At 47.7% G+C, this 20,874-nt stretch carries 15 protein-coding genes and 1 riboswitch; of the genes, 7 read left to right on the forward strand and 8 right to left on the reverse strand.

Annotated elements, in window-relative coordinates:
• Positions 1 to 579: 579 nt before the first annotated feature.
• From ACTQ16_RS11695 to ACTQ16_RS11715, 5 genes are all read left to right on the forward strand, one after another.
• A complete protein-coding gene (locus tag ACTQ16_RS11695) occupies positions 580 to 1,245 on the forward strand; it encodes a DUF4476 domain-containing protein (protein ID WP_441937529.1) in 666 nt (221 codons plus the stop codon).
• 263 nt (positions 1,246 to 1,508) lie between these two features.
• Positions 1,509 to 2,843 carry a TolC family protein gene (locus ACTQ16_RS11700; RefSeq protein WP_441937530.1) on the forward strand — a complete coding sequence of 445 codons (1,335 nt, stop codon included), beginning with the start codon at positions 1,509 to 1,511 and terminating at the stop codon, positions 2,841 to 2,843.
• Between the two features lie 138 nt (positions 2,844 to 2,981).
• A complete protein-coding gene (locus ACTQ16_RS11705; RefSeq protein WP_295345871.1) occupies positions 2,982 to 3,755 on the forward strand; it encodes an ABC transporter ATP-binding protein in 774 nt (257 codons plus the stop codon).
• A gap of 126 nt (positions 3,756 to 3,881) precedes the next feature.
• Complete coding sequence (locus tag ACTQ16_RS11710) at positions 3,882 to 5,120, forward strand: ABC transporter permease (protein ID WP_441937532.1); 1,239 nt, start codon at positions 3,882 to 3,884, stop codon at positions 5,118 to 5,120.
• Between the two features lie 102 nt (positions 5,121 to 5,222).
• Positions 5,223 to 6,011: a class I SAM-dependent methyltransferase gene (locus ACTQ16_RS11715; protein WP_441937534.1), complete on the forward strand. Its 789-nt coding sequence runs from the start codon at positions 5,223 to 5,225 to the stop codon at positions 6,009 to 6,011.
• A 116-nt stretch (positions 6,012 to 6,127) separates the two neighbouring features.
• Here ACTQ16_RS11715 and ACTQ16_RS11720 read toward each other — a convergent pair whose 3' ends face one another.
• From ACTQ16_RS11720 to ACTQ16_RS11730, 3 genes are all read right to left on the reverse strand, one after another.
• A complete protein-coding gene (locus tag ACTQ16_RS11720) occupies positions 6,128 to 6,781 on the reverse strand; it encodes an MgtC/SapB family protein (RefSeq protein WP_153125516.1) in 654 nt (217 codons plus the stop codon).
• Positions 6,782 to 7,452: 671 nt separating this feature from the next.
• A complete protein-coding gene (locus tag ACTQ16_RS11725; protein ID WP_441937535.1) occupies positions 7,453 to 8,610 on the reverse strand; it encodes a YncE family protein in 1,158 nt (385 codons plus the stop codon).
• A 43-nt stretch (positions 8,611 to 8,653) separates the two neighbouring features.
• Positions 8,654 to 10,759, reverse strand: a complete 2,106-nt coding sequence (locus ACTQ16_RS11730; RefSeq protein WP_441937536.1) for a TonB-dependent receptor plug domain-containing protein — start codon at positions 10,757 to 10,759, stop codon at positions 8,654 to 8,656.
• Positions 10,760 to 10,865: 106 nt separating this feature from the next.
• Positions 10,866 to 11,118: riboswitch (cobalamin riboswitch) on the reverse strand.
• A 112-nt stretch (positions 11,119 to 11,230) separates the two neighbouring features.
• On the opposite strand from ACTQ16_RS11730, the gene ettA reads away from it, so the two are divergent.
• Complete coding sequence (ettA, locus tag ACTQ16_RS11735) at positions 11,231 to 12,928, forward strand: energy-dependent translational throttle protein EttA (RefSeq protein ID WP_006847047.1); 1,698 nt, start codon at positions 11,231 to 11,233, stop codon at positions 12,926 to 12,928.
• 151 nt (positions 12,929 to 13,079) lie between these two features.
• Positions 13,080 to 15,422 (forward strand): beta-glucosidase BglX, encoded by a 2,343-nt coding sequence (gene bglX, locus ACTQ16_RS11740; RefSeq protein ID WP_295345877.1) that lies wholly within the window; start codon positions 13,080 to 13,082, stop codon positions 15,420 to 15,422.
• Between the two features lie 182 nt (positions 15,423 to 15,604).
• Here bglX and ACTQ16_RS11745 read toward each other — a convergent pair whose 3' ends face one another.
• The 5 genes from ACTQ16_RS11745 to ACTQ16_RS11765 form a co-directional block, all read right to left on the reverse strand.
• Positions 15,605 to 16,282: an HAD family hydrolase gene (locus tag ACTQ16_RS11745; RefSeq protein WP_441937538.1), complete on the reverse strand. Its 678-nt coding sequence runs from the start codon at positions 16,280 to 16,282 to the stop codon at positions 15,605 to 15,607.
• Between the two features lie 145 nt (positions 16,283 to 16,427).
• A complete protein-coding gene (locus ACTQ16_RS11750; RefSeq protein ID WP_441937540.1) occupies positions 16,428 to 17,621 on the reverse strand; it encodes a glycerate kinase family protein in 1,194 nt (397 codons plus the stop codon).
• A 6-nt stretch (positions 17,622 to 17,627) separates the two neighbouring features.
• Complete coding sequence (locus ACTQ16_RS11755) at positions 17,628 to 18,359, reverse strand: response regulator transcription factor (protein WP_441937542.1); 732 nt, start codon at positions 18,357 to 18,359, stop codon at positions 17,628 to 17,630.
• A gap of 103 nt (positions 18,360 to 18,462) precedes the next feature.
• Positions 18,463 to 19,968, reverse strand: coding sequence for a sensor histidine kinase (locus tag ACTQ16_RS11760; protein ID WP_441937543.1), 1,506 nt, complete (start codon positions 19,966 to 19,968; stop codon positions 18,463 to 18,465).
• Positions 19,969 to 20,008: 40 nt separating this feature from the next.
• Positions 20,009 to 20,752 carry a hypothetical protein gene (locus ACTQ16_RS11765; protein ID WP_441937545.1) on the reverse strand — a complete coding sequence of 248 codons (744 nt, stop codon included), beginning with the start codon at positions 20,750 to 20,752 and terminating at the stop codon, positions 20,009 to 20,011.
• Positions 20,753 to 20,874: the final 122 nt, after the last annotated feature.

Raw genomic sequence — 20,874 nt, forward strand, 5'->3', positions numbered from 1 at the left:
GGATTAAATGATTATTTAATAGTAGTTTAGACTGAATCTCTATGTTTTTCTGCCAGCAACTCTATATTTCTCTCTTCTCTTTCTTACGAGTTAGGATTATTAACGCAGTTTCAAATTGAAAGCTGCTGAAAATCGGCCCTTATCACACCCAGAAATTTGGTGGTTCCAGACAAAAGCTGTATCTTTGCACCGTCATTCAGAGATAAGGAGACTTATCGGAAGAATGACAAAAAAACTGAATGAGTAACCATTAAAATTGAATTATTAACCCTTTAAAAAACTGATTGACTATGGGACAAGGAACTAGTAAGGCAAGATTACACGTACCCCTCAGACGGGTGAGAACGCAGGTAAGAAGCTCTGGTATGCTACTGCCGTGAGCGACCGTGTGTCTTTTTCACCCCTGAGGTCGTAACCTTTCACCCTAATCAGAAATAGGGATTCCCCCTTCTACTTTAGGGAATCCTTCTCGTTTCTTTTCGGAAGAAAGTAGTACTTTTGCAGGCGCAAACAAGATAATGACCGAGCACTCTTTTTTAAAGGGGCTCAAGATTATAACTTTCAAAAACAGTATCGCTTATGAAAAGAAATGAAGTAATGGCGCTTATCGCCACAACCATATTGATGTTTGCCGTATGCCTCTCGGCTTCGGCTAAGGGAAAAAGAAACGTGGAGCGGGGAATGACAAAGCAGGAGGTAATCGCCATTCTTGGAGAACCTAAGCTCACCAGTTTCGACATGTTTGGGGACAAATGGGAATATGCCAAATATAATAATCTGTTTGGAGATTCCAAGTACATCACGGTTTTCTTCGACAGAAACGGGAAGGTGGTGCAATACAACACGAGGATCATAGAACCGAACAGCCAGCAGTCGAATGCTCAGCAGCCTCAACACCCTACTCCACCCCTCTATGATGGAAGATGTGATCCCGATGACAGAATGGATTACGGCTACAGCCTCGATGATGCTTCCTTCTCCAAACTATATAATAAGGTAAAGCAAGCAAGCTTCAACGACAACAAGTTCGACCTGATAGATGTGGCAAGCCTCGGCTGCTATTATTCCTGCGCCCAGGTGGTCCGCATCATGAAGATATTCCCTTTCGACGACGAACAGCTGAAAGCGCTCAAAATGATGGCGCCACATATCGTGGATCTTCAGAATACAGGCCTCATCTATAAAGTATTCAGCTTTGACAGCGAAAAGGAAAAAGCTGAGGAAATCATCAGAAATAGCAAATAAATAAGGTGATTGATGCGGATTGCAAATCCGCAGAGTATAAAAGGTTAGGTCATTTTTTGATGCCGGATTGCAAATCCGGCAGGACGCCTAACGGATACCAGATAACCACGGATTTTTCTTTTCCCCTCCCTTTCCATTTTTTACAAAAATCACAAGGATTGTTAAAATTGAAACTTTAAGATAAACTTTTCCGTCTAAATGCAATCAGATTAATATCTTTCTGAAATAAATAAAACGGGATAAAAAGAAAATAGAAGAAGATTATGAACGGAAAAGTAAAAAACGCAATGGCTGCTCTGCTTCTTGTGGCGGCACCATTGGCTACGCAGGCAAAACAATGGTCGCTGAAAGACTGTATCGACTATGCGCTTGCCAACAACATTTCTCTTCAGAAGACGCAACTCACCAAGGCCAGCGCCCAAGAAGATTATCTGCAGTCGAAAGCTGCTCTGCTTCCTTCGCTCAGCGCCAGCACCAACCAAAGCGTGAACTATACGCCGTGGGTAGCTAGCGGAATCAGCGGAGACGGTTTCTCGAGAGCAAGTATAGACAAGGTTTATTACAATGGAAATTATTCCGTATCGGGAAACTACACCATCTGGAACGGAAACAAGAATCACAATCAGATTAAGCTGAACAAACTTGCTGCCGAGGCTGCCGACCTTGATTCTGCCACTCAGGCTATCAAGCTGCAGGAACAGATTGCACAGCTCTATGTTCAGATTCTCTATTCTACTGAGGCTATCCAGGTGAACAAGGAGAGCTATCAGTCGAGCTTGCAGAACGAAAAACGGGGCAAGGAGATGGTGAAAATTGGAAAGATGAGCAAGGCTGATCTGGCGCAGCTCACCGCTCAGAGAGCACAGGATGAATTCAACATCGTACAGGCTGAAAGCAATGTGAAGAACTACAAGCGACAGCTGAAAGAACTGCTTCAGATTACAAGCGATGAGGCGTTCGACATCGAGATTCCTAACACTACCGATGAGATGGCACTCGCTGCGGTTCCTGCCCTGAATGGTATTTATGAAGCTGCACTCGACAATCGTCCTGAGTTCAAGACCTTCCAGAATCAATTGGCACAGAACGATTTGAGCATCAAGATTGCAAAGGCGGGCAAACTGCCTACCATCAGCGCCAACGGTGGTATTACAACCAGCAATACTTCCATGAACAGTACAAGCTTGGGCAAGCAGCTGAAGACCAACTTCAATGTTGGAGGCGGCATTGGTGTCAGCATTCCTCTCTTTGAGAACCGCTCTACCAAGACACAGGTGAACAAGGCGTTGATTCAGCGCGAAAGCATTCAGCTCGACCTGAAGAACCAGCAGACTCAGCTCTATTCTACCATTGAGAATTACTGGTTGCAGGCAACAACCAACCAGAGTCAGTTCAAGGCGGCTAAGGTTAGCAGCGAGAGTGCTCAGACCAGTTACGATCTGCTGAGCGAGCAGTTTAAGCTGGGATTGAAGAATATCGTTGAGCTCCGAACAGGAAAGGATAACCTGCTCAAGGCGAAGCAGAACGAGCTCCAGGCCAAATACCTCGCCATCCTCAATATCAATATGTTGAAATTCTATAAGGAGGGACATATTTAAGGAGTTAAGGAGTTAAGACATATGTTTTGCTGCTTGAAAACTACGCCAAAAGACTATTGTCTTAACTCCTCAGCGACCGCAGGGAGCGATAACTCCTTTAACTCCTTAACTCCTATCAAATCCCATAAAAGAATAATTATGTCTGAAACATCAAATAACAACGAGAACAAGAAAGTGGTGATAGAGCTCGACAACGTGCGTCGCGACTTTCTTGTGGGTGATGAAACCGTCCACGCCCTGAAAGGCGTAAGCTTCAAGATCTACGAGGGCGAGTTCGTCACCATTATGGGTAAGTCGGGTTCCGGCAAATCCACCCTGCTCAACCAGCTGGGCTGCCTCGACACCCCTTCCAAGGGTGAATATTACCTGGACGGCGTAAGCGTGCGCAAGATGAGCCGCAACGACAGAGCCATCCTGCGCAACCGCAAGATTGGCTTCATCTTCCAGAACTACAATCTTCTGCCAAAGACCACGAGCGTAGAGAATGTAGAGCTACCGCTGATGCACAATCCTGCCATCAGCGCAGAAGAGCGCAAGCAGCGTGCCATCGAAGCTCTGAAGGCTGTAGGATTGGGCGAGAGACTCTACCATAAGAGCAACCAGATGTCGGGTGGACAGATGCAGCGTGTAGCCATCGCCCGTGCGCTGGTGAACAATCCTGCCGTGATTCTCGCCGACGAGGCAACGGGTAATCTGGATACGAGAACCAGCTTCGAGATCCTGGTTCTCTTCCAGAAGCTCTATGCTGAGGGCAGAACCATCATCTTCGTAACCCACAACCCGGATATCGCCAAATATTCCAGCCGCAACATAGAATTGCGCGACGGACACATCATCAGCGATACCTATAATGACCACATCCTTTCGGCAGCAGAAGGCCTTGCCGCCCTGCCAGACAATACGGACGAATAAGGGAAGTGAAGAACGAAGAGTGAAGAACGAAGAGTGAAGAATGAAGAGTGAAGAGTGAAGAATTCAACAGCTTTACTAATCATAAAGTTCAAAGCTCAAAGTTCAAAGTAAATAAGTTCAAAGTAAATGAATTATCAGAATCTTTTAAAGATAGCCCTTCGAGCGATAGCAGCCAACAAGATGCGCTCCTTCCTCACAGCCCTGGGCATCATCATCGGTATTGTAGCCGTGATTACGATGCTTGCCATCGGACAGGGTAGTAAGGCGAGCATCAAGGCGAACATCGCCGAGATGGGTAGTAATATGATTATGATTTCGCCGGGTGCAGACATGAGAGGCGGTGTGCGACAGGATGCTTCCTCGATGGAGACCCTGAAGCAGGCAGACTACCAGAGCATCAAGGAGGATTGTAATTACATCAGTGCCATTTCGCCTACCGTAAACAGTTCGGGACAGTGGATTTATGGCAATAACAATACGCAGAGTTCCATCTATGGCGTGAATCAGGACTACCTGAGCATCCGACAGCTGAAGGTGGCAGATGGAGAATTGTTTACCAATACCGACATCAAGGCAGCTGCCAAGGTCTGCATCCTGGGTCAGACCGTAGTGGATTATCTTTTTCCCGACGGCAGCGACCCGATCGGCAAGGTAGTACGTTTCAACAGCATCCCGTTCCGTGTAGTAGGTGTGCTCCAGAAGAAGGGTTACAACTCCATGGGAATGGACCAGGATGACCTCGTACTCGCCCCATACACCACCGTGATGAAGCGAATCCTGGCACAGACCTATCTGGGCGGAATCGTATGTTCTGCCATTACCGAGGAAGCTTCGCAGCCGGCTCAGGATCAGATTTCAGAAATCCTCCGTCGCAACCATAAGCTGAAAGACGCTACCGAGACCACCGAGGCAGATGAGGATGATTTCAACATCCGTTCGCAGGAGGAAATCTCCAGCATGATGAATTCCACCATGTCCACCATCACCATCCTTTTGGGTAGTGTGGCTGGAATCTCCCTGTTGGTGGGCGGTATTGGAATCATGAACATCATGTACGTTTCAGTTACCGAGCGAACCCGCGAAATCGGTCTCCGAATGAGTGTGGGAGCCAGGGGTATCGATATTCTGAACCAGTTCCTCATCGAGGCGATTCTGCTCTCAGTGACCGGCGGAATCATCGGAGTGATATTGGGTGTGAGTCTGTCGCTGAGTCTGAATGCCTTCCTGCATATTGCCACTCAGATAGAGCCTTGGAGCATCATCATGAGCTTCGCCGTCTGCACCTTCACCGGCGTTTTCTTCGGCTGGTATCCGGCAAAGAAGGCTGCAAGACTCGACCCTATCGAGGCAATCAGATACGAGTAAAAAACTGATTAGTTTTTTCTGAAATATATCTGTTTTATCCAAACTTTATTGTATTTTTGCAGAAGAATTCAATAAACTTAAGATAAAACAGATAGAAAGAAAATGAATACAGAAATATTATCAGCAGATAAAGACCCGATGGGCGCAGCTATTCTCGACTTCCAGCAGCATGGGAAAGCAGCCCGACTGAGAGTGCTCTCTTCGATGTTCGAGGAAGACGAAATGCCAGTGAAACATCTGTTCAGAAGCACCCGGGAAATGCCGATGCTGGAACAGAAGGCCTTACAGCTTGCCAAGGGACGGGTGCTGGATATTGGAGCCGGAGCCGGCTGCCATACGCTCGCCTTGCAGGAGAAGGGACTGGCAGTGAAGGCGATTGATATTTCGCCCTTGAGCTGCGAAGCGATGAAGCTGAGAGGGGTGAAGGATGCGGAATGCATCAATCTCTTCGATCCGCATCTGAGCAGTGGGAATCATTCCAGAGAGCACCAGGAGACTCATTCCGAAGAGAACCAGGAACAGTTTGAAGGCGGTTTCGATACGATTCTCCTTCTGATGAACGGAACGGGAATTGCCGGAAAAATAGAAAATCTCCCTGCTCTCTTCCTGCGTCTGAAAGCGTTGCTGAATCCGGGCGGTCAGATTCTCATCGATTCCTCTGATCTGAAATATATCTACGAGAATGAGGATGGGAGTTTCGACATCAATCTGAATGGAGCCTATTACGGAGAAGTAGATTATCAGATGATCTACAAGGATGTAAAGGGCGACCGTTTCGATTGGCTCTACGTAGATTTCCCATTACTCAAGTCCATTGCCGAAACCTGCGGGTTGCATGGTGAACTCGTGGAAGAAGGCGAGCATTATGACTATCTGGCTAGGTTTTTCTAATGATTTCAAAGGATTTTTTGAAACTTCATAAAAGGATTTTCTAAAAAACATCATAAAAAAGTGAAGGAGCTAAGACAAATGTTCTTGGCTCCTTCATTTTTTCCTCCTAACCTATTTTATTTTATCGTTGAAATCGTGACATCCGAGAAATCTTTCATGTAATCAAGAATCTCCATGGTGTGGAAATCGCGCTTTGCCTTGATTTCTATGTTCGCTTCCAGGAATTCCTCCTTCGAGAAGCGGCGCTCTTTCAGCTCATAGGAATGAACTTCCAGGCCTTTCTGCTTGATTTGCTTGATAAACTCCTTCACGCTTTCACGCGATGGCGCGGAGAAGGTCAAGTCGACGGTAGTTGTTCCCAACTGCGGAATCCAGTAGTTCAATACTTCCAGTCCCAGCAGCACCATCGCCGTGGTAATAGCTGCAGCCATATACATTCCCGTACCGCACGCCAGACCAATAGCCGCTGTCACCCACAAACCAGCCGCCGTGGTAAGACCTCTCACTACGTTTTTCTGGAAGATAATCGTTCCAGCGCCCAGGAATCCAATGCCCGAAACCACCTGCGCAGCCACACGGGAAGAATCCTTTAAATCAAATCCAAATCCATACTGGGAAACAACACAGAAGAGCGCACTTCCCAATGCCACGAGAAAGTGAGTACGGAAACCAGCCTCCTTGGCACGATATTCTCGCTCTATTCCTATCGCACCTCCTAAAAGCAGGGCGAGAGACAGGCGAATGGTCAGGTCAATATAAGTTGCATCCATAAAATATCCTTTCTTTTAAAGTTTGCTTGCAAAGATAATATAATTCGAAGACAATACAAAATAAATCTATTGATTTTATGACGAAAACATTTTTTTCCTTGGTAATTCAAGAAAAAAGCGTATTGCAGCCAAGTCTAATTCCTCTACCGACGGAGAGTTATTTACCGATAAAGAACACTTACGTAAAGTTGGAATAACACTTACGTAAAGTTCAAGTGAGGCTCATTTGGAGTTCAAAAGAGGCTTACTTGAAGTCCAAAAGAGGCTTACTTGAAGTTCAAAAGAGGCTTACTTGAAGTCCAAAAGAGACTCACTTAAAGTTGGAAAAGCCTTACCAGATGGCAGCCAGGACGTTCTGGAAACTGCATCGCGACGTTTCTGACTGTACGTCGGGACATAACGGTTATTACGTCGGGACGTATCAAATGCTACATCGGGACGTAATTTCTTCTTTACCGTGGCAATGCGTGGCAATAAGGTGGCAATAAAAAAGCGCTTATTGCCACGCGTTATCAGTTTATAATCAAAGAGTTAAGTGCAAGTGTGATAGATGTGGCATTAATTTAGAGAAAAAAAATATACTTTGTCCGACACACATAAAAAAGGGAAGCGCCGAAACGACACTTCCCCATGGATTGGATAAGTTATATAATCATCTGTCTCGCGACATCTTATTCTGCGTATGCTGTCTTGTAGGCAGAGTCAAAGAACATAGCGCAAGAACCTACGCCAGTCTCATACTCATGCTGCTTCTGACCAGCGCTGTCATACTCCACTACGTAGCCATTGCCATTATAGTCGGCATAGCCATTATCGCCCATTTTATAAGAGAGCACGAAGATATGACCGTTCAATGGGTCGGCGAAAATGCCGCATGGGCTCACAGGCATCTCAGAGAGCGTCATCGCCTGTGGTTGTGTACTTCCTGCTGCAAGCACACTCACACTAGGAGTGCCTCCAAAAGGTGCATTGAGCACAAAGAAATAAGGACGAACCACCTGCGTACGTGTTATAGCACCAGGGGTTACGCATACAGCATAGTTGCCATCTGCCACCTTCTGTGACTTGCCCTTGTCGAAGAGTACCACACGGAGGGCATTCTCGCCAGTGGTCGCATAGTCAGGAGCAGGTCCATACACAGGGTTGTCGATGACATAGACACGCCCCGAAGCATAATAGATGCTGGTAGGATTGTTCACACCCTCGATATTCTTTGTCTCTACATTGTCGTTGTAAAGATTGATGCAAGAGATGTTTCCACCACCAGCACCATAGTTGCTGTTGGCAACGTAGAGATTGCCATTACCGATGACCAAGCCCTCAGGATAGCTGCCCACCTGCCACTTCTTTTGAAGAGCAAAACTTGTGGTGTCCACGGCTGCTACATAGCCTCCGTATGTAGTGAAATAAACCTTGCCACCGTCGGCGATGATATGGCGAGGCTCTGCACCCTCAGCATTGCCTAGCAACTCTGTGGTTTTGATTTGCTTGATACTCTGCTTGGTTTTCTTGTCGATTACCTCGATGGTGTTGCTCTGGTCTACGGCAAGATAAATCTTGTTGCCATAAACGATGCCGTCATTGGCAGTATTACCGAGCGAACGACCGTTAGCAGCCTTGAATACGTTCTGTGTGGCTGTGCTTGAAGCATAGTCGATGGCTGTGAGAGAGCTCTCAATTTTGTTATACATGTTACCTGAATTCACGACATAAGCGCCCGTACTATACACCTGGAGATAAGTCTCAGGACCATCGTTGTCGTCGCTACATGATGTCATCACTGCAGTGCCCATCAAGAGCACCGCCAAACCTAATAAATACTTTTTCATTTTCTTTTTTATCTGTTTATATTTGAATCTAATTTGTTACTATCTAGAAGTTATACCCGATGCTTAACATCCAGCTGCGGCGAGGCATCGGATAATGCCCTACTAGTTCATACTGCTCCGACAGCAGGTTCTTCACATCCATTCTGACCTTCACACCTCTCAGGGATTTCCCCAAAAGACTCAGTCCGTCCAGCTGACGATAGAGCGTCAACCCCATGTCCCAGTAGCCATCCACTTCGGTGCCTTCATAATGCTCATTGTTGGCCCATCGCTTGCTCATTCCCTGTCCATGGAGTGAGACATTCACCCAGGGATTCTCCCACCCCAAGGCAATACTGCCCGAGTGCAGAGGGATATAGGCTACTTGATTGCCATAATATTTGGACGAGCGGTCGGTATGGTTCACCACATGCTGGTAGCTATACGACCCTTGCAGCGAGAGTTGCTGCCCCGGAGCCATCTGCCAAGTGCCACGCAAAGAAGCATCCACGCCAACGACATCAACCCGTGCCAGGTTTACGGTACGCCAAACGAACATATTGTAAGGAACGCCCACAATCTTGTCGGTCACCCGATTGTTGTAGCCGTCCAGCGTTGCTTGAAGATTCCATCCCCTGTAACGCAGGGATTCGCCGTTTCCCCCATCTTCTGAAGAAGTTTTTTTCCACGTAAGCCCGATATTCAACTGTCGGGTTTTCTCAGGCTTCAGATCAGAACTTCCATAATGGAAGAAATAGTTCTCGTTGAAATTAGGAACCCGGAAGATGTCCTTGTACGAAGCCCTGAGATAAAGTTCATCGCTGGCAGTACCATTCCCCAGGAGCCGATAAGAAAGCGAAAGCGATGGCGAAAGCCGGCGTGCATCCTTGGCAGCCTGTCCTGCCTTGGTAGGATTGGCACTGCCTGGCTGAGTCTCTATCTTGCGCCCCACGCTGTTGAGGTAAACCGAAGCCAGCATTCTGGCTAGAGCTACCCATCTTCCCTTCGCATATCGGGCAGAGAGCGACTGCAGGATGCCATGTCGATGAGGTCGCAGATCGGTGGCGAGGGTGCTGTTGAGCGAGTTCATCATCCAGTCGGCAGAGTAATCCACCGCCCAGCCATCATCCGGCATCCACATCAGTGCTGCCGAAGTATAATATTCCCTCTGCCAGTAGGTAGCATCATTGCGCCGATTTGCCACGAGCGTGTCCTGATAGGCAGAACTCACCCAGTTCATCTTGGCTTGCACCTTCAGCATCCAACGGTCATCAAGACTTCTGGCTTGCCATCTCGCCTGAGCAAAGGCGTTGCGGTCGTGCAACTGTTCGGCTGTTACATCGGTATAAAATCTCACGATGCCTGGCAACTGTCGGTCGTTGTCATAATAGTAGAGCTTTGCCCACAATTGGTTCCGGCTCATGCCATCGGATCGTCTGCCCATCATCCAGTGCATATTCAGTTCGCCATGCCCCGAGTTCATCCGGCTGTTGGTTCTTCGCTCATGGGTAGTATATTTACCGTTGCGCAAGAGGAAAGGATAGTCGTTTTCGGCATAGGTATACTCACCCATCGCCTGGAGGGTGAACCTATCAGACAATCTCTGCACATAGCGCAGATAAGGCGAGACATATCCGAAGGATCCCACCTGCAACTGAGTAGAGAGGTGAGGCTGCTGGTCGATGGGAATCTCGCTCATGGTCTCGATGGCAAGTAAAGCTGCCACCGAGGCTTGCCGAGCCGAAATGAAGATGTCGTCGTTGTCACCAATGGTGAGTCGCAATGTCTGCACTTGGCCGAGCGAATAACGGGACACATCAATTTCGCCGCCCTGACATTCGCTGAGCAGCACACCATCGTAACTCACTCCCGTATGTCCCGCTCCGAATCCACGCACAGCTACCGTTTTCATTCCTCCTGCCCCACCATAGTCGCGCAGATTGATGCCTGGCATGCGGTGCAAAGCGTCGGCCATATCCGTAACGCCAAGCCTTAACATATCCCCCTTGTCCAAAAGCTGGAGAGGCGATGTGCTCGTAAGTATCCAGTGCTGCCGAGCATTCACTTTTACTTCCTGCAAGTGCTCGGTACGAATGGAATCTTGCCCCATACCCACTTGTGCATACAACAGTAGCAAGCCACCGAGACAAAATATCCTCAATGCCTTCATTCATTCTATCTTTTATATTATTATCTGTGTCTCCATCACGAACCCATCCCACGGGGTTGGATAGAATCATCGGAATCTCTTATCCTAAAGACACTCTTTCATCATATTGTTTCCGATGGCAACGGCAGGTCTTCTGACTTGCGTCCTCCCAGCATCTTACTCTATGTAAACATAAAAAGATGCAAAACTCATGGCAAGCGGTCTTCCCGAAAAAATGTCAGTGACCATGGTGCTTACCGCAATAAGACGCTTACAGCAGCGGGACTGTCCGGGCTTCTCACCCGATTCCCTTTTAATCACTACGCACTCATCCTGCCTGAGGCGGCAGAAGGTGGCAGCAAACCAATTGCGAGTGCAAAGGTACGATAAAAAAATGAATTAACAGCTAACTTCATGCGCTTTTTATTTGGTAATTTGCGATTTTCTTCTTAAATTTGCGGAAAAATTAAAAATCATACATTTTAATATTATATGGCAACAGTTGACGACAAGAAGATTATCTTTTCGATGGTGGGCGTATCTAAGATTATCCCACAAAACCAGAAACAGATTCTGAAGAACATCTACCTATCGTTCTTCTACGGAGCAAAAATCGGCATCATCGGTTTGAACGGTGCCGGTAAATCTACGTTGATGAAAATCATCGCAGGACTTGAGCAACCTACCCAGGGTGAGGTGGTTTGGAGCCCAGGCTACTCTGTGGGCTACTTGCCTCAGGATCCTCCGCTCGACGAGAACAAGACCGTGAAGGAAAACGTGATGGAGGGTGTGCAGAAAATCTATGATGCACTCGCAGAATACGAGGACATCAACAATAAGTTCGGTCTCGAAGAATATTACGGAGACCCTGATAAGATGGACAAGCTGATGCAGCGTCAGGCTGAGGTGCAGGATATCATTGATGCTACTGATGCCTGGAACATCGACTCCAAGCTGGAGCGTGCGATGGCTGCCCTACATTGTCCTCCTGGCGATTGGCCTGTTACCAATCTCTCGGGTGGTGAGCGCCGCCGCGTGGCTCTCTGCCGCCTGCTCCTGCAGAAGCCGGATGTACTCCTGCTCGATGAGCCAACCAACCACCTGGATGCTGAGAGCATCGACTGGCTGGAGCAGCACCTGCAGCAGTATGAGGGTACCGTAATCGCCGTAACCCACGACCGCTACTTCCTCGACGACGTGAGCGAGTGGATTCTGGAGTTGGATCGTGGCGAGGGTATTCCATGGAAGGGCAACTACTCTTCATGGCTCGACCAGAAGACCAAGCGAATGATTCAGGAGGAGAAGACTGCCTCTAAGCGCCGCAAGACATTGGAGCGCGAGTTGGAATGGGTTCGCATGGCACCTAAGGCCCGTCAGGCTAAGGGTAAGGCTCGTCTGAACTCTTACGAGCAGATGCTCAACCAGGAGCAGAAGGAGCGCGAGGAGAAGCTGGAAATCTTCATCCCTAACGGTCCTCGTCTGGGCAACAAGGTGATTGAGGCTCAGCACGTTAAAAAGGCGTTCGGCGAGAAGGTTCTCTTCAACGACCTCAACTTCATGCTTCCTCCTAACGGCATCGTAGGTGTGATTGGTCCTAACGGAGCCGGCAAGACTACCCTCTTCCGCCTCATCATGGGCTTGGATCAGGCAGATGGCGGCACATTCGAGGTGGGTGAGACCGTGAAGCTGGCTTATGTTGACCAGCAGCACAAGGACATCGACCCTCAGAAGACCGTTTACGAGGTGATTTCCCAGGGCAACGAAACCTTGCGTCTGGGTGGCAGAGACGTGAATGCACGTGCTTATATCAGCCGTTTCAACTTCTCGGGCACCGACCAGAGCAAGCTCTGCAGTGTTCTCTCGGGTGGTGAGCGCAACCGTCTGCAGTTGGCCTTGGCATTGAAGCAGGAAGGTAATGTGTTGCTCCTCGATGAGCCAACCAACGATATCGACGTGAACACACTGCGTGCCTTGGAGGAAGGTTTGGAAGCATTTGCCGGTTGTGCTGTGGTTATCAGCCACGACCGCTGGTTCCTCGACCGAATCTGTACCCACATTCTTGCCTTCGAGGGCAATGGTGAGGTCTTCTTCTTCGAGGGCAGCTATTCTGAGTATGAAATCAACAAGGCGCGCCGCCTGGGCGATACAGAGATCAAGAAAGGTCGCTATCGCAAGTTGATGGAGGAATAAGTTGATGGAGAAATAAAAAGGAGAAGCCCCCATCGGGTCTTCTCCTTTTTTATTCCAGCAACTGGTGTCAACACCATCATCCATAAGCAGCACTCTGCTTCTAAGATTTTAAAAACTAACAATATAAACGTTTTAAACTAACAATATAAATATGAGAGCAGCATTCATATCACTATCATTTCTGCTGGCTGGCTCGCTGATGGTTCCTGCCATCGCACATACACCTGCAAGCAAGAAGAAAGTTGCAACTACAACTCAAAAAAGTAAAATCCTGCCGATGAAGGAGTATATCGACCAGCTGATGGCAAAGATGACCCTGCAGGAGAAAATCGGTCAGCTCAACCTGATGGTGGCTGGCGACATCACTACCGGTGGAGCCCTGAACACCCAGGTGGGTGGCGACATTGCAAAAGGCAACATGGGCGGCGTATTCAACATCAAGGGACTCGACAAGATCAAGGCTCTCCAGGACATCGCCATCAAGAATAGCCGTCTGGGCATTCCGCTGCTGGTGGGCATGGACGTAATCCATGGTTACGAGACTATGTTCCCTATCCCTCTCGCCCTCTCCTGCTCCTGGGATACAGAAGCGATGAAGAAGGTAGGCGAAGTATCGGCTAAGGAAGCCAGTGCTGCAGGAATCAACTGGACTTACTCGCCCATGGTAGATATTGCACTCGACGCCCGATGGGGACGAATCAGCGAGGGTAACGGAGAGGATCCTTACCTGAGCGGCGTGATGGGTGCCGCACTCACACAGGGTTACCAGGGCGCCGATATGCGCACAGAGGAGATATTGAAAGCCGATAGAATCATGGCTTGTCTCAAGCACTTTGCCCTCTACGGAGCCGTGGAGAGCGGCAAGGAATACAATACAGTAGATATGAGTCGCATACGTATGATGAACCAATACCTGCCTCCTTACGAAGCCGTAGTAAAGGCTGGCGTAGGCAGCGTAATGTCTTCGTTCAACCTGATAGATTACACCCCTGCCACCGCCAACCACTGGATGATGACTGATGTTTTGAGAAAACAATGGGGATTCAAGGGCTTTCTCGTAACAGATTATGCATCTATCGCCGAGATTCTGAACCACGGCACTGCCAAGGATCTGAAAGAAGCATCAGAACAGGCACTCCTGGCTGGCACGGATATGGATATGTGCTCCAATGCCTTCGTCAAGCATCTGGCACAAAGCGTGGCTGAGGGCAAGGTGACAGAGGAAGATATCAACATCGCCTGCCGACGCATCCTCGAGGCAAAATACAAACTGGGATTGTTCAGCAATCCTTACCGCTACTGCAATACCAAGCGAAACAAGACCGACATCTACTCTGCCGAAAACCGACAGATAGCTCGCGACGTAGCAGCCGAGACTTTCGTGCTTCTGAAAAATGAAGGAAATCTTCTTCCTCTGAAGAAGCAGGGAAAGATAGCTCTGATTGGTCCTCTTGCAGATACCCGCAACAATATTGCCGGCACATGGAGTGTAGCTCAGGCTCCTGAGAAATACACCACCATCAAGGAGGCGATGGAGAAAGCGCTCAATGGCAAAGCCACCTTATTATATGCTCAAGGTAGCAATATCTGGCGCAACCATGAACTTCAGAAGAACGGCGAACTGGGCAAGTCTATAGCCTGGGGAGATGAGGTAAAGATGAAGAACGAGGCACTGCAGATAGCAAAGGAAGCAGACGTAATAGTATGCGCTATGGGCGAAACAGCCGACATGAGCGGTGAATGCGCAAGCCGCACTAATCTGGAAATGCCAGATGTGCAACAGGAACTTCTGGCAGAACTCGCAAAGACGGGTAAGCCTATCGTATTGCTCAACTTTGCCGGTCGTCCTACAGTTTTGTCATGGGAGAATGAACACATTCCTGCCATCATGAACGTATGGTTTGGTGGTTCTGAAGTGGGAGACGCACTTTGCGATGTCATCTTCGGCGACAAATCGCCATCGGGTAAGCTCACCACTTCGATGCCTAAGACTACCGGTCAGGAGCCTCTCTACTACAACCATCAGAACACCGGTCGCCCTGTACCAGACGATAATGAGAAGTTTGCCAAGTTTGCCAGCAATTGTCTGGATGTAAGCAATGGTCCTCTCTATCCATTCGGCTATGGATTGAGCTACACCACTTTCGAGTATGGCGATTTGAAGCTAAGCAGCCATGAAGTCAATACGGATGACTGGAAGATTACCGCCACCATCAACTTAAAGAATACAGGTAGCCGAGATGCCGACGAGATAGTTCAGCTCTATATCCGTGATATGGTAGCCAGCATCTCTCGCCCAGTCAAGGAGCTGAAAGGTTTCCAGCGAATCCATCTGGCTGCAGGAGAAAGTAGGGAAATCAGCTTCGATATCACTCCTGAAATGCTCAAATTCTATAACGCAGAATTAAAGCATGTGATTGAACCAGGCGACTTCCAGATTATGGTGGGAGGAAACAGTAAAGAGGTAAAGACACAGAACCTCACTGTAAAATAAATCAAGTTTCTCAAGTGAGGAAATTGGTTGAAGTTAAAGAAGTTATCACTCCCTACAGTCGTTCGGGAAGTTAAGAGACAATAGTCTTCCGGTGTAAAACGTAGGACATTTGTCCCTTAACTTCCCTCTTACTTTCCTAATTTCCATTAACTTCTCCACATACGACAGTTCTGTAATTAATCTCAGACCAGCCCCAGGAGTTCTGCAAAATCATCAATGATAAATTCGGCAGAAGCCAACTGCTCGCGGGTTCCGTTTCCGTAAGTTACGGCACAGGCCTTGCAACCGGCATTGTGAGCCATATCTACATCAAAGGTCATGTCACCAACCACCAAGACTTCATCAAGCAAATCCTCCACATCTCCTGATTCTGCTGAAGTTACGGGATTCTTCATTCCCTTCATTTCTCCCAAAGCCATGAAAACCATGTCGGGTGCTGGCTTCACATGCTCTACATCATCGCCAGCCACAATAGAAGAGAAAATACCTTCCAGCTGCATCTGCTTCACGTATCCGTCGAGCGAGCAATGGTTGCGGCTGCTTGCCATACCCAGAATAAAACCCTGGCGATGTAATTCTCTCAGGGTTTCTATTACATGAGGGAAGGGCTGCACGATCATCGTCTTCTTGTTATCCAGGAAGATTTCGCGATAGGTTGCCGCACATTCCATTCCTTCCTCAGCACTCATTCCGAAGAGCGAGATGAAAGCCTCATCCAGTCTTAAACCGATGGTCTTGGCACAAGCCTCATCCGATTTCACTTCCAGTTTTCTTGCCCGCATCGTATCCTGCAAGGTCTTCACAATCAAGCTCTGCGAATCTCCGATGGTTCCATCAAAATCAAAAATTATATACTTCATTACTTTCTTGTTCTAATTTCGCATGCAAGCTCCACACGCCCTGAGCCAACGGTCACCGACCGAAGGGAAAGGTAAAGGGCGAGAGTCTTGCAGGAGCTTTTGAGCTTTCAGCCCATCTAGAACCACATGCGAAAGTTCTGTTGTTTTATTTGTTCTTTATCACTTTTATGATGTTGTTACGGGCCACATCCGGCTTCATCGCCTCATCCAGCGGCATTCCTTCCGGAGTAACCTGAATAACCCTATCAAATCCTGCATCCAGCATCGTCTGCCTGTCGCTCACGCCACCCGACACGAGCCACACAAGGGGGAAAGAAGATTCCGGGGATTTACAATCCCCGGCAAGCTGTGAGCAAGCCACATGGCTTTTATCCGATTCCTTACACTTCAGAACATGCTCCAGAATCCTTTGCGGCAGTTTCCCCATCAAGGTCTGACGGTCGCTATGTCCCTCGCCCGTAATCACGAGATCAGCATCCTGAATGAGCGCATCAAACCCAATCTCATCCAAGAGAAGCTCAGCCCCAGGACGAGCCTCAGCATTGAAATATTGCAGGAAGGCATAGCCCAAACCTCCGGCTGCACCAGCTCCGGGAACCTCACTCCTATCATATCCGAAATGCCTGGAGCTTACCTCGGCAAACTTCCTTGCCCTATCATCCAACATCTGCACCATCTTAGCATCAGCTCCCTTCTGAGGCGCAAAGACATAAGCCGCCCCGTTTTCGCCACAGAGCGGATTGGTAACGTCCGAAGCCAGCACAAAACTGCATTTCTGTCGGATTTTCTTCCAGTCGTCGCCCATCGCCTTGAGCATTCCGATGCCACAATCGGATGTGGCGCTTCCGCCCAAGCCCACGATGAAATGGCGCACGCCCCGGCGATAAGCATTCATAATCATCTCGCCAACGCCCCAGGAAGTAGCCTTCATCGGGTTGCGCTGTTCTGGCTCAATCAGAGCCAGTCCAGCGGTCTGCGCAATCTCGATAATCGCGGTATCATCCACGATTCCGTATTCCGCCTCAATCCATCTCATCAGCGCATCATGGGCATGAATCCTCACTCGCTCTCCCTTCATCCCCGAGAGAAAAGCATTGAGCATTCCCTCTCCCCCATCACTCATTTCCAGGGTAATGATTTCGGGAGAAGCATCTTCTGAATCCAATATCTTTATTTCAGAAGCAGCATCAGGAGACAATTTCTTTATTTCGGGAGAAGCATCATCCGCATTCCATTCCTTTACACCCGAAGCAATCGCCTCATTCACCTCTCTGCTCGAAAGGCAGCCCTTATAAGAGTCGCAAGCAATTATTATCTTCTTCTTTTTAACCATTGTCATTTTTCTCTAATAAATCATTTTATACCCAATTCCCCTCACATTGATGATTCTGATATTTTCATCGGCAGATAACTTGTGGCGGAGCTTGGTGATGAAAACATGGAGACTGCGGGAATTGAAAAAGCTGTCATCACCCCAAAGTTTCAGGAGAATATCCTTGCTCTCTACCACATTGTTCTTGCTCTCCACAAGCATGCGAAGGATTTCTGATTCACGATGTGACAGTTCTGTATCTTTACCATCCAACTGCAGAATCTGACTGGTAACATTCAGGCGATAACGACCGATGGAGAGCCATTGATCAGCAGCATCCGGATTATCAGGATAAACATTCCCCCCATCCTGTTCTTCAGAAGAAATATTTCCTGCAGAAACCCGATGACAAAGCGACTTGATACGGACGATGAGCTCCTGGATGGCAAACGGCTTCTTCAGATAATCATTGCCACCCAATTCAAATCCCTCTACCACATCATTCACCGCCGAACGAGCTGTGAGGAAAAGCACAGGAGTACGGGAATCCGTCTTGCGGATACGGCGCACCATCTCGAAACCATCCATTTTGGGCATCATCACATCCGCAACCAGCACATCAGGCTTCTGGTCATCAAACATACGAAGCCCCTCTTCGCCATCACGCGCCGTGCGCATCTCGAAGCCCTGTGCCTCCAAGGTGTCGCTCAGAATCATCGCCAAGGATGTTTCGTCTTCTACCAGTAATACTTTTATCTTATTCATTGCTTCTTTTACCTTTAAGATTTGGGAGACCAGCGATGGAATCGCTGGGAACGGGGGTGCAAAGGAGACTAGGTTCTTTTAACCTTTTTACCCTTTTAGCCTTTTACCCTTTAAGAAAATGCAGGGTGAAGCAGCTTCCTTTTCCCGGCTCGCTTTCTACGGAAACAGAACCACCCATTTTCTCCATCAGGCTCTTGACATAGAAAAGCCCGAGACCATAGCCCTTAACCGTATATTTATTGCCATCCGTCACCCGATAGAACTTGTCGAAAATATAAGGCAATTTATCGTGAGCAATACCGATTCCATTATCTGATACGGAAACCAGCACTTCATCCTCGGCTTTTTGGAAAGCCTTGATTTCTATCTTCACGCTATCTTCAGAATACTTGATGGCATTGTCTATGAGATTGCTCACGATGTTTGAGAAATGCATCCGGTCGGCATGAACCATCAGATTTTCCGGTTCTACAGACAACGAAACATTCACCTTTTTATCCGTTCTTACTTCTGATTTCACTTTCAGCTGATGCTGGGAGATTAATGGTTCAATCACCTCTTTCACTGGAACTTCCACGATATTGAGCAGCATCGATTTCCGTCGTTCCATACTCATCGACAGAATCTGCTCCACCAATCCGCTGAGCGTCTGCAACTGCTCCTGGGCGATGGTGAGATACTTGCGCGCCTTATCAGGATGCTGGAGCATTCCGTAGTTCAGCAGGGAGTCGGTGGCAGCATAGGCTACTGCTATCGGAGTCTTCAATTCGTGCGTGATGTTATTGGTGAAATTACTCTTCATCTCATCAAGCGTCTTCTGCTTGAGCATCGTATGAATAAGGAACCAGAAGACGAAAGCCAGGATGAGCATGATGAAGAGCGATGTGGCAAGGATGCCTGCCATCTGGCTGAGCACAGTCATCGTAAGAGGCTCTAGGCTAAGGACATATTTCTCCTCATTCGCCTCCCCCTCATTACAAACCACATATTGGTATTGCTTGGCATTGGCGGAAGGCACATACCCCTTCGTCGTCACTTTCGCCAAAACCTTCTTTCCTGCTAAAAGCTGAATCTGATGCGGAAGCGGATGAATATCGTCGCCCACCAACAAACTGTCTGAAAGCATCTTGGCAACCCATGCACTGTCATAGTCATTGATGTCAGGTTTGGCGATTTCATTCAATTTGCCAAACAGTGCCTGTTGTACCATAGTTGCCAGCTTGCCCGACATCATCATCATCAATTCCTGGTCCTTGTCATCTTCACTACGCTTCTCTTGCTTGGTAAAAGTTGTTTGAACAGACTGAACGATCTTTCCTCCACGAACCTTTTTCACCTTTACCTTTTGATCAATATCATCGTCTTCATCCATAGAAAAAGCAACAGAACCCGTCAGTTGTCTATGAGGCCCTTTATCATCATTGCGCAATCGTTCGATTCGCTTCTTCATCTCCATGAAGTGAGCGTACTCCATTCCACCCTTGATTTTCGCTTCAACCTCCTTTTCCTGAGACTGATAAAGCCCCACGAGCCAATAGGTCTGATATGCGAAGATGCAGACCAAAGCCGTGATGACGAGCGTAACTATGTATTTAAGATTCAACTTCATTCTTTCCTTTATTAAAGATTTTTCCAGATGAATTCAATACTCATTTTCTGAAAATCGGATAAACCTCCGTGGTATTCTTCCATCCCCATTTACCATTCTTTTGTGGCGCAAACTCTCGTCCCATCTTGGCTCCTATCCCCCAATGTTGATTGAACATCACTTCCATGAAGCCACCATAGCTGCTTTTGGGATTGAAAGGAGACATGATGACGCTTCGAGGATCAGAGGTTTTCGTTGGAACATATTGTCCATAGAATCCCACTGTGAGCCAGTCGTTTACCTGATAAGCCATTCGTCCACCAAAAGAAGCTTTGGTGAGATTGCCAAATCCATATACTCCCGTGTTTATTTTTTCTATCCCGACATAAGGAGAAAAAACAAAACGCCCGAAATTTTGTTGATAAACAACCCCTGCAGTCTGACTGTTCATCAGTCCCGGGACTTCAATACCCGAAGAATATACCGCCATCGTACCCAAATTCGGGGAAGGAAGAGAAAAATGAGGTATTGCATTCGGTGCAATCTCCAAAGGTTTTCCTTCTTCCGACATCCAAGGTGCATTCGATTCAGAGTAATAAGATTTGCCTTGAAGTACAGGAAAACCACCGAGCGAAGGACGAGAATATTCCAACGACATACCTTCCTTAAACGACATACCTTCCTTAGGTAAAGATGCCTTCGGAACGGAATCCAAAGAAACACTCTTCACTTCCTGCGCTTGCATTACCAATGTACAAAAGCAAGCCACAACTGCCAATATGAATATTCTTCGTTTCTCTTTCATGCTTGCAAAAGTAATAAAAAAGAAGATAAGTAAGATACTTTTCAGGAAATTATTTCTGATTTGATAAGACTAAATAACACTTCTGATAAGACTTGATAATCAAAATTCCTTGCTGACACGAG

This window comes from Prevotella sp. LCP21S3_D2, from assembly GCF_052118345.1.
In the GTDB taxonomy this organism is placed as follows: domain Bacteria; phylum Bacteroidota; class Bacteroidia; order Bacteroidales; family Bacteroidaceae; genus Prevotella.

Bases quoted from the DNA above. Each gene is read 5' to 3' on its own strand.
- ACTQ16_RS11695 (WP_441937529.1), top strand. From the start codon at position 580: ATGAAAAGAAATGAAGTAATGGCGCTTATCGCCACAACCATATTGATG.
- ACTQ16_RS11700 (WP_441937530.1), top strand. From the start codon at position 1,509: ATGAACGGAAAAGTAAAAAACGCAATGGCTGCTCTGCTTCTTGTGGCG.
- ACTQ16_RS11705 (WP_295345871.1), top strand. From the start codon at position 2,982: ATGTCTGAAACATCAAATAACAACGAGAACAAGAAAGTGGTGATAGAG.
- ACTQ16_RS11710 (WP_441937532.1), top strand. From the start codon at position 3,882: ATGAATTATCAGAATCTTTTAAAGATAGCCCTTCGAGCGATAGCAGCC.
- ACTQ16_RS11715 (WP_441937534.1), top strand. From the start codon at position 5,223: ATGAATACAGAAATATTATCAGCAGATAAAGACCCGATGGGCGCAGCT.
- ACTQ16_RS11720 (WP_153125516.1), bottom strand. From the start codon at position 6,781: ATGGATGCAACTTATATTGACCTGACCATTCGCCTGTCTCTCGCCCTG.
- ACTQ16_RS11725 (WP_441937535.1), bottom strand. From the start codon at position 8,610: ATGAAAAAGTATTTATTAGGTTTGGCGGTGCTCTTGATGGGCACTGCA.
- ACTQ16_RS11730 (WP_441937536.1), bottom strand. From the start codon at position 10,759: ATGAAGGCATTGAGGATATTTTGTCTCGGTGGCTTGCTACTGTTGTAT.
- ettA (WP_006847047.1), top strand. From the start codon at position 11,231: ATGGCAACAGTTGACGACAAGAAGATTATCTTTTCGATGGTGGGCGTA.
- bglX (WP_295345877.1), top strand. From the start codon at position 13,080: ATGAGAGCAGCATTCATATCACTATCATTTCTGCTGGCTGGCTCGCTG.
- ACTQ16_RS11745 (WP_441937538.1), bottom strand. From the start codon at position 16,282: ATGAAGTATATAATTTTTGATTTTGATGGAACCATCGGAGATTCGCAG.
- ACTQ16_RS11750 (WP_441937540.1), bottom strand. From the start codon at position 17,621: ATGACAATGGTTAAAAAGAAGAAGATAATAATTGCTTGCGACTCTTAT.
- ACTQ16_RS11755 (WP_441937542.1), bottom strand. From the start codon at position 18,359: ATGAATAAGATAAAAGTATTACTGGTAGAAGACGAAACATCCTTGGCG.
- ACTQ16_RS11760 (WP_441937543.1), bottom strand. From the start codon at position 19,968: ATGAAGTTGAATCTTAAATACATAGTTACGCTCGTCATCACGGCTTTG.
- ACTQ16_RS11765 (WP_441937545.1), bottom strand. From the start codon at position 20,752: ATGAAAGAGAAACGAAGAATATTCATATTGGCAGTTGTGGCTTGCTTT.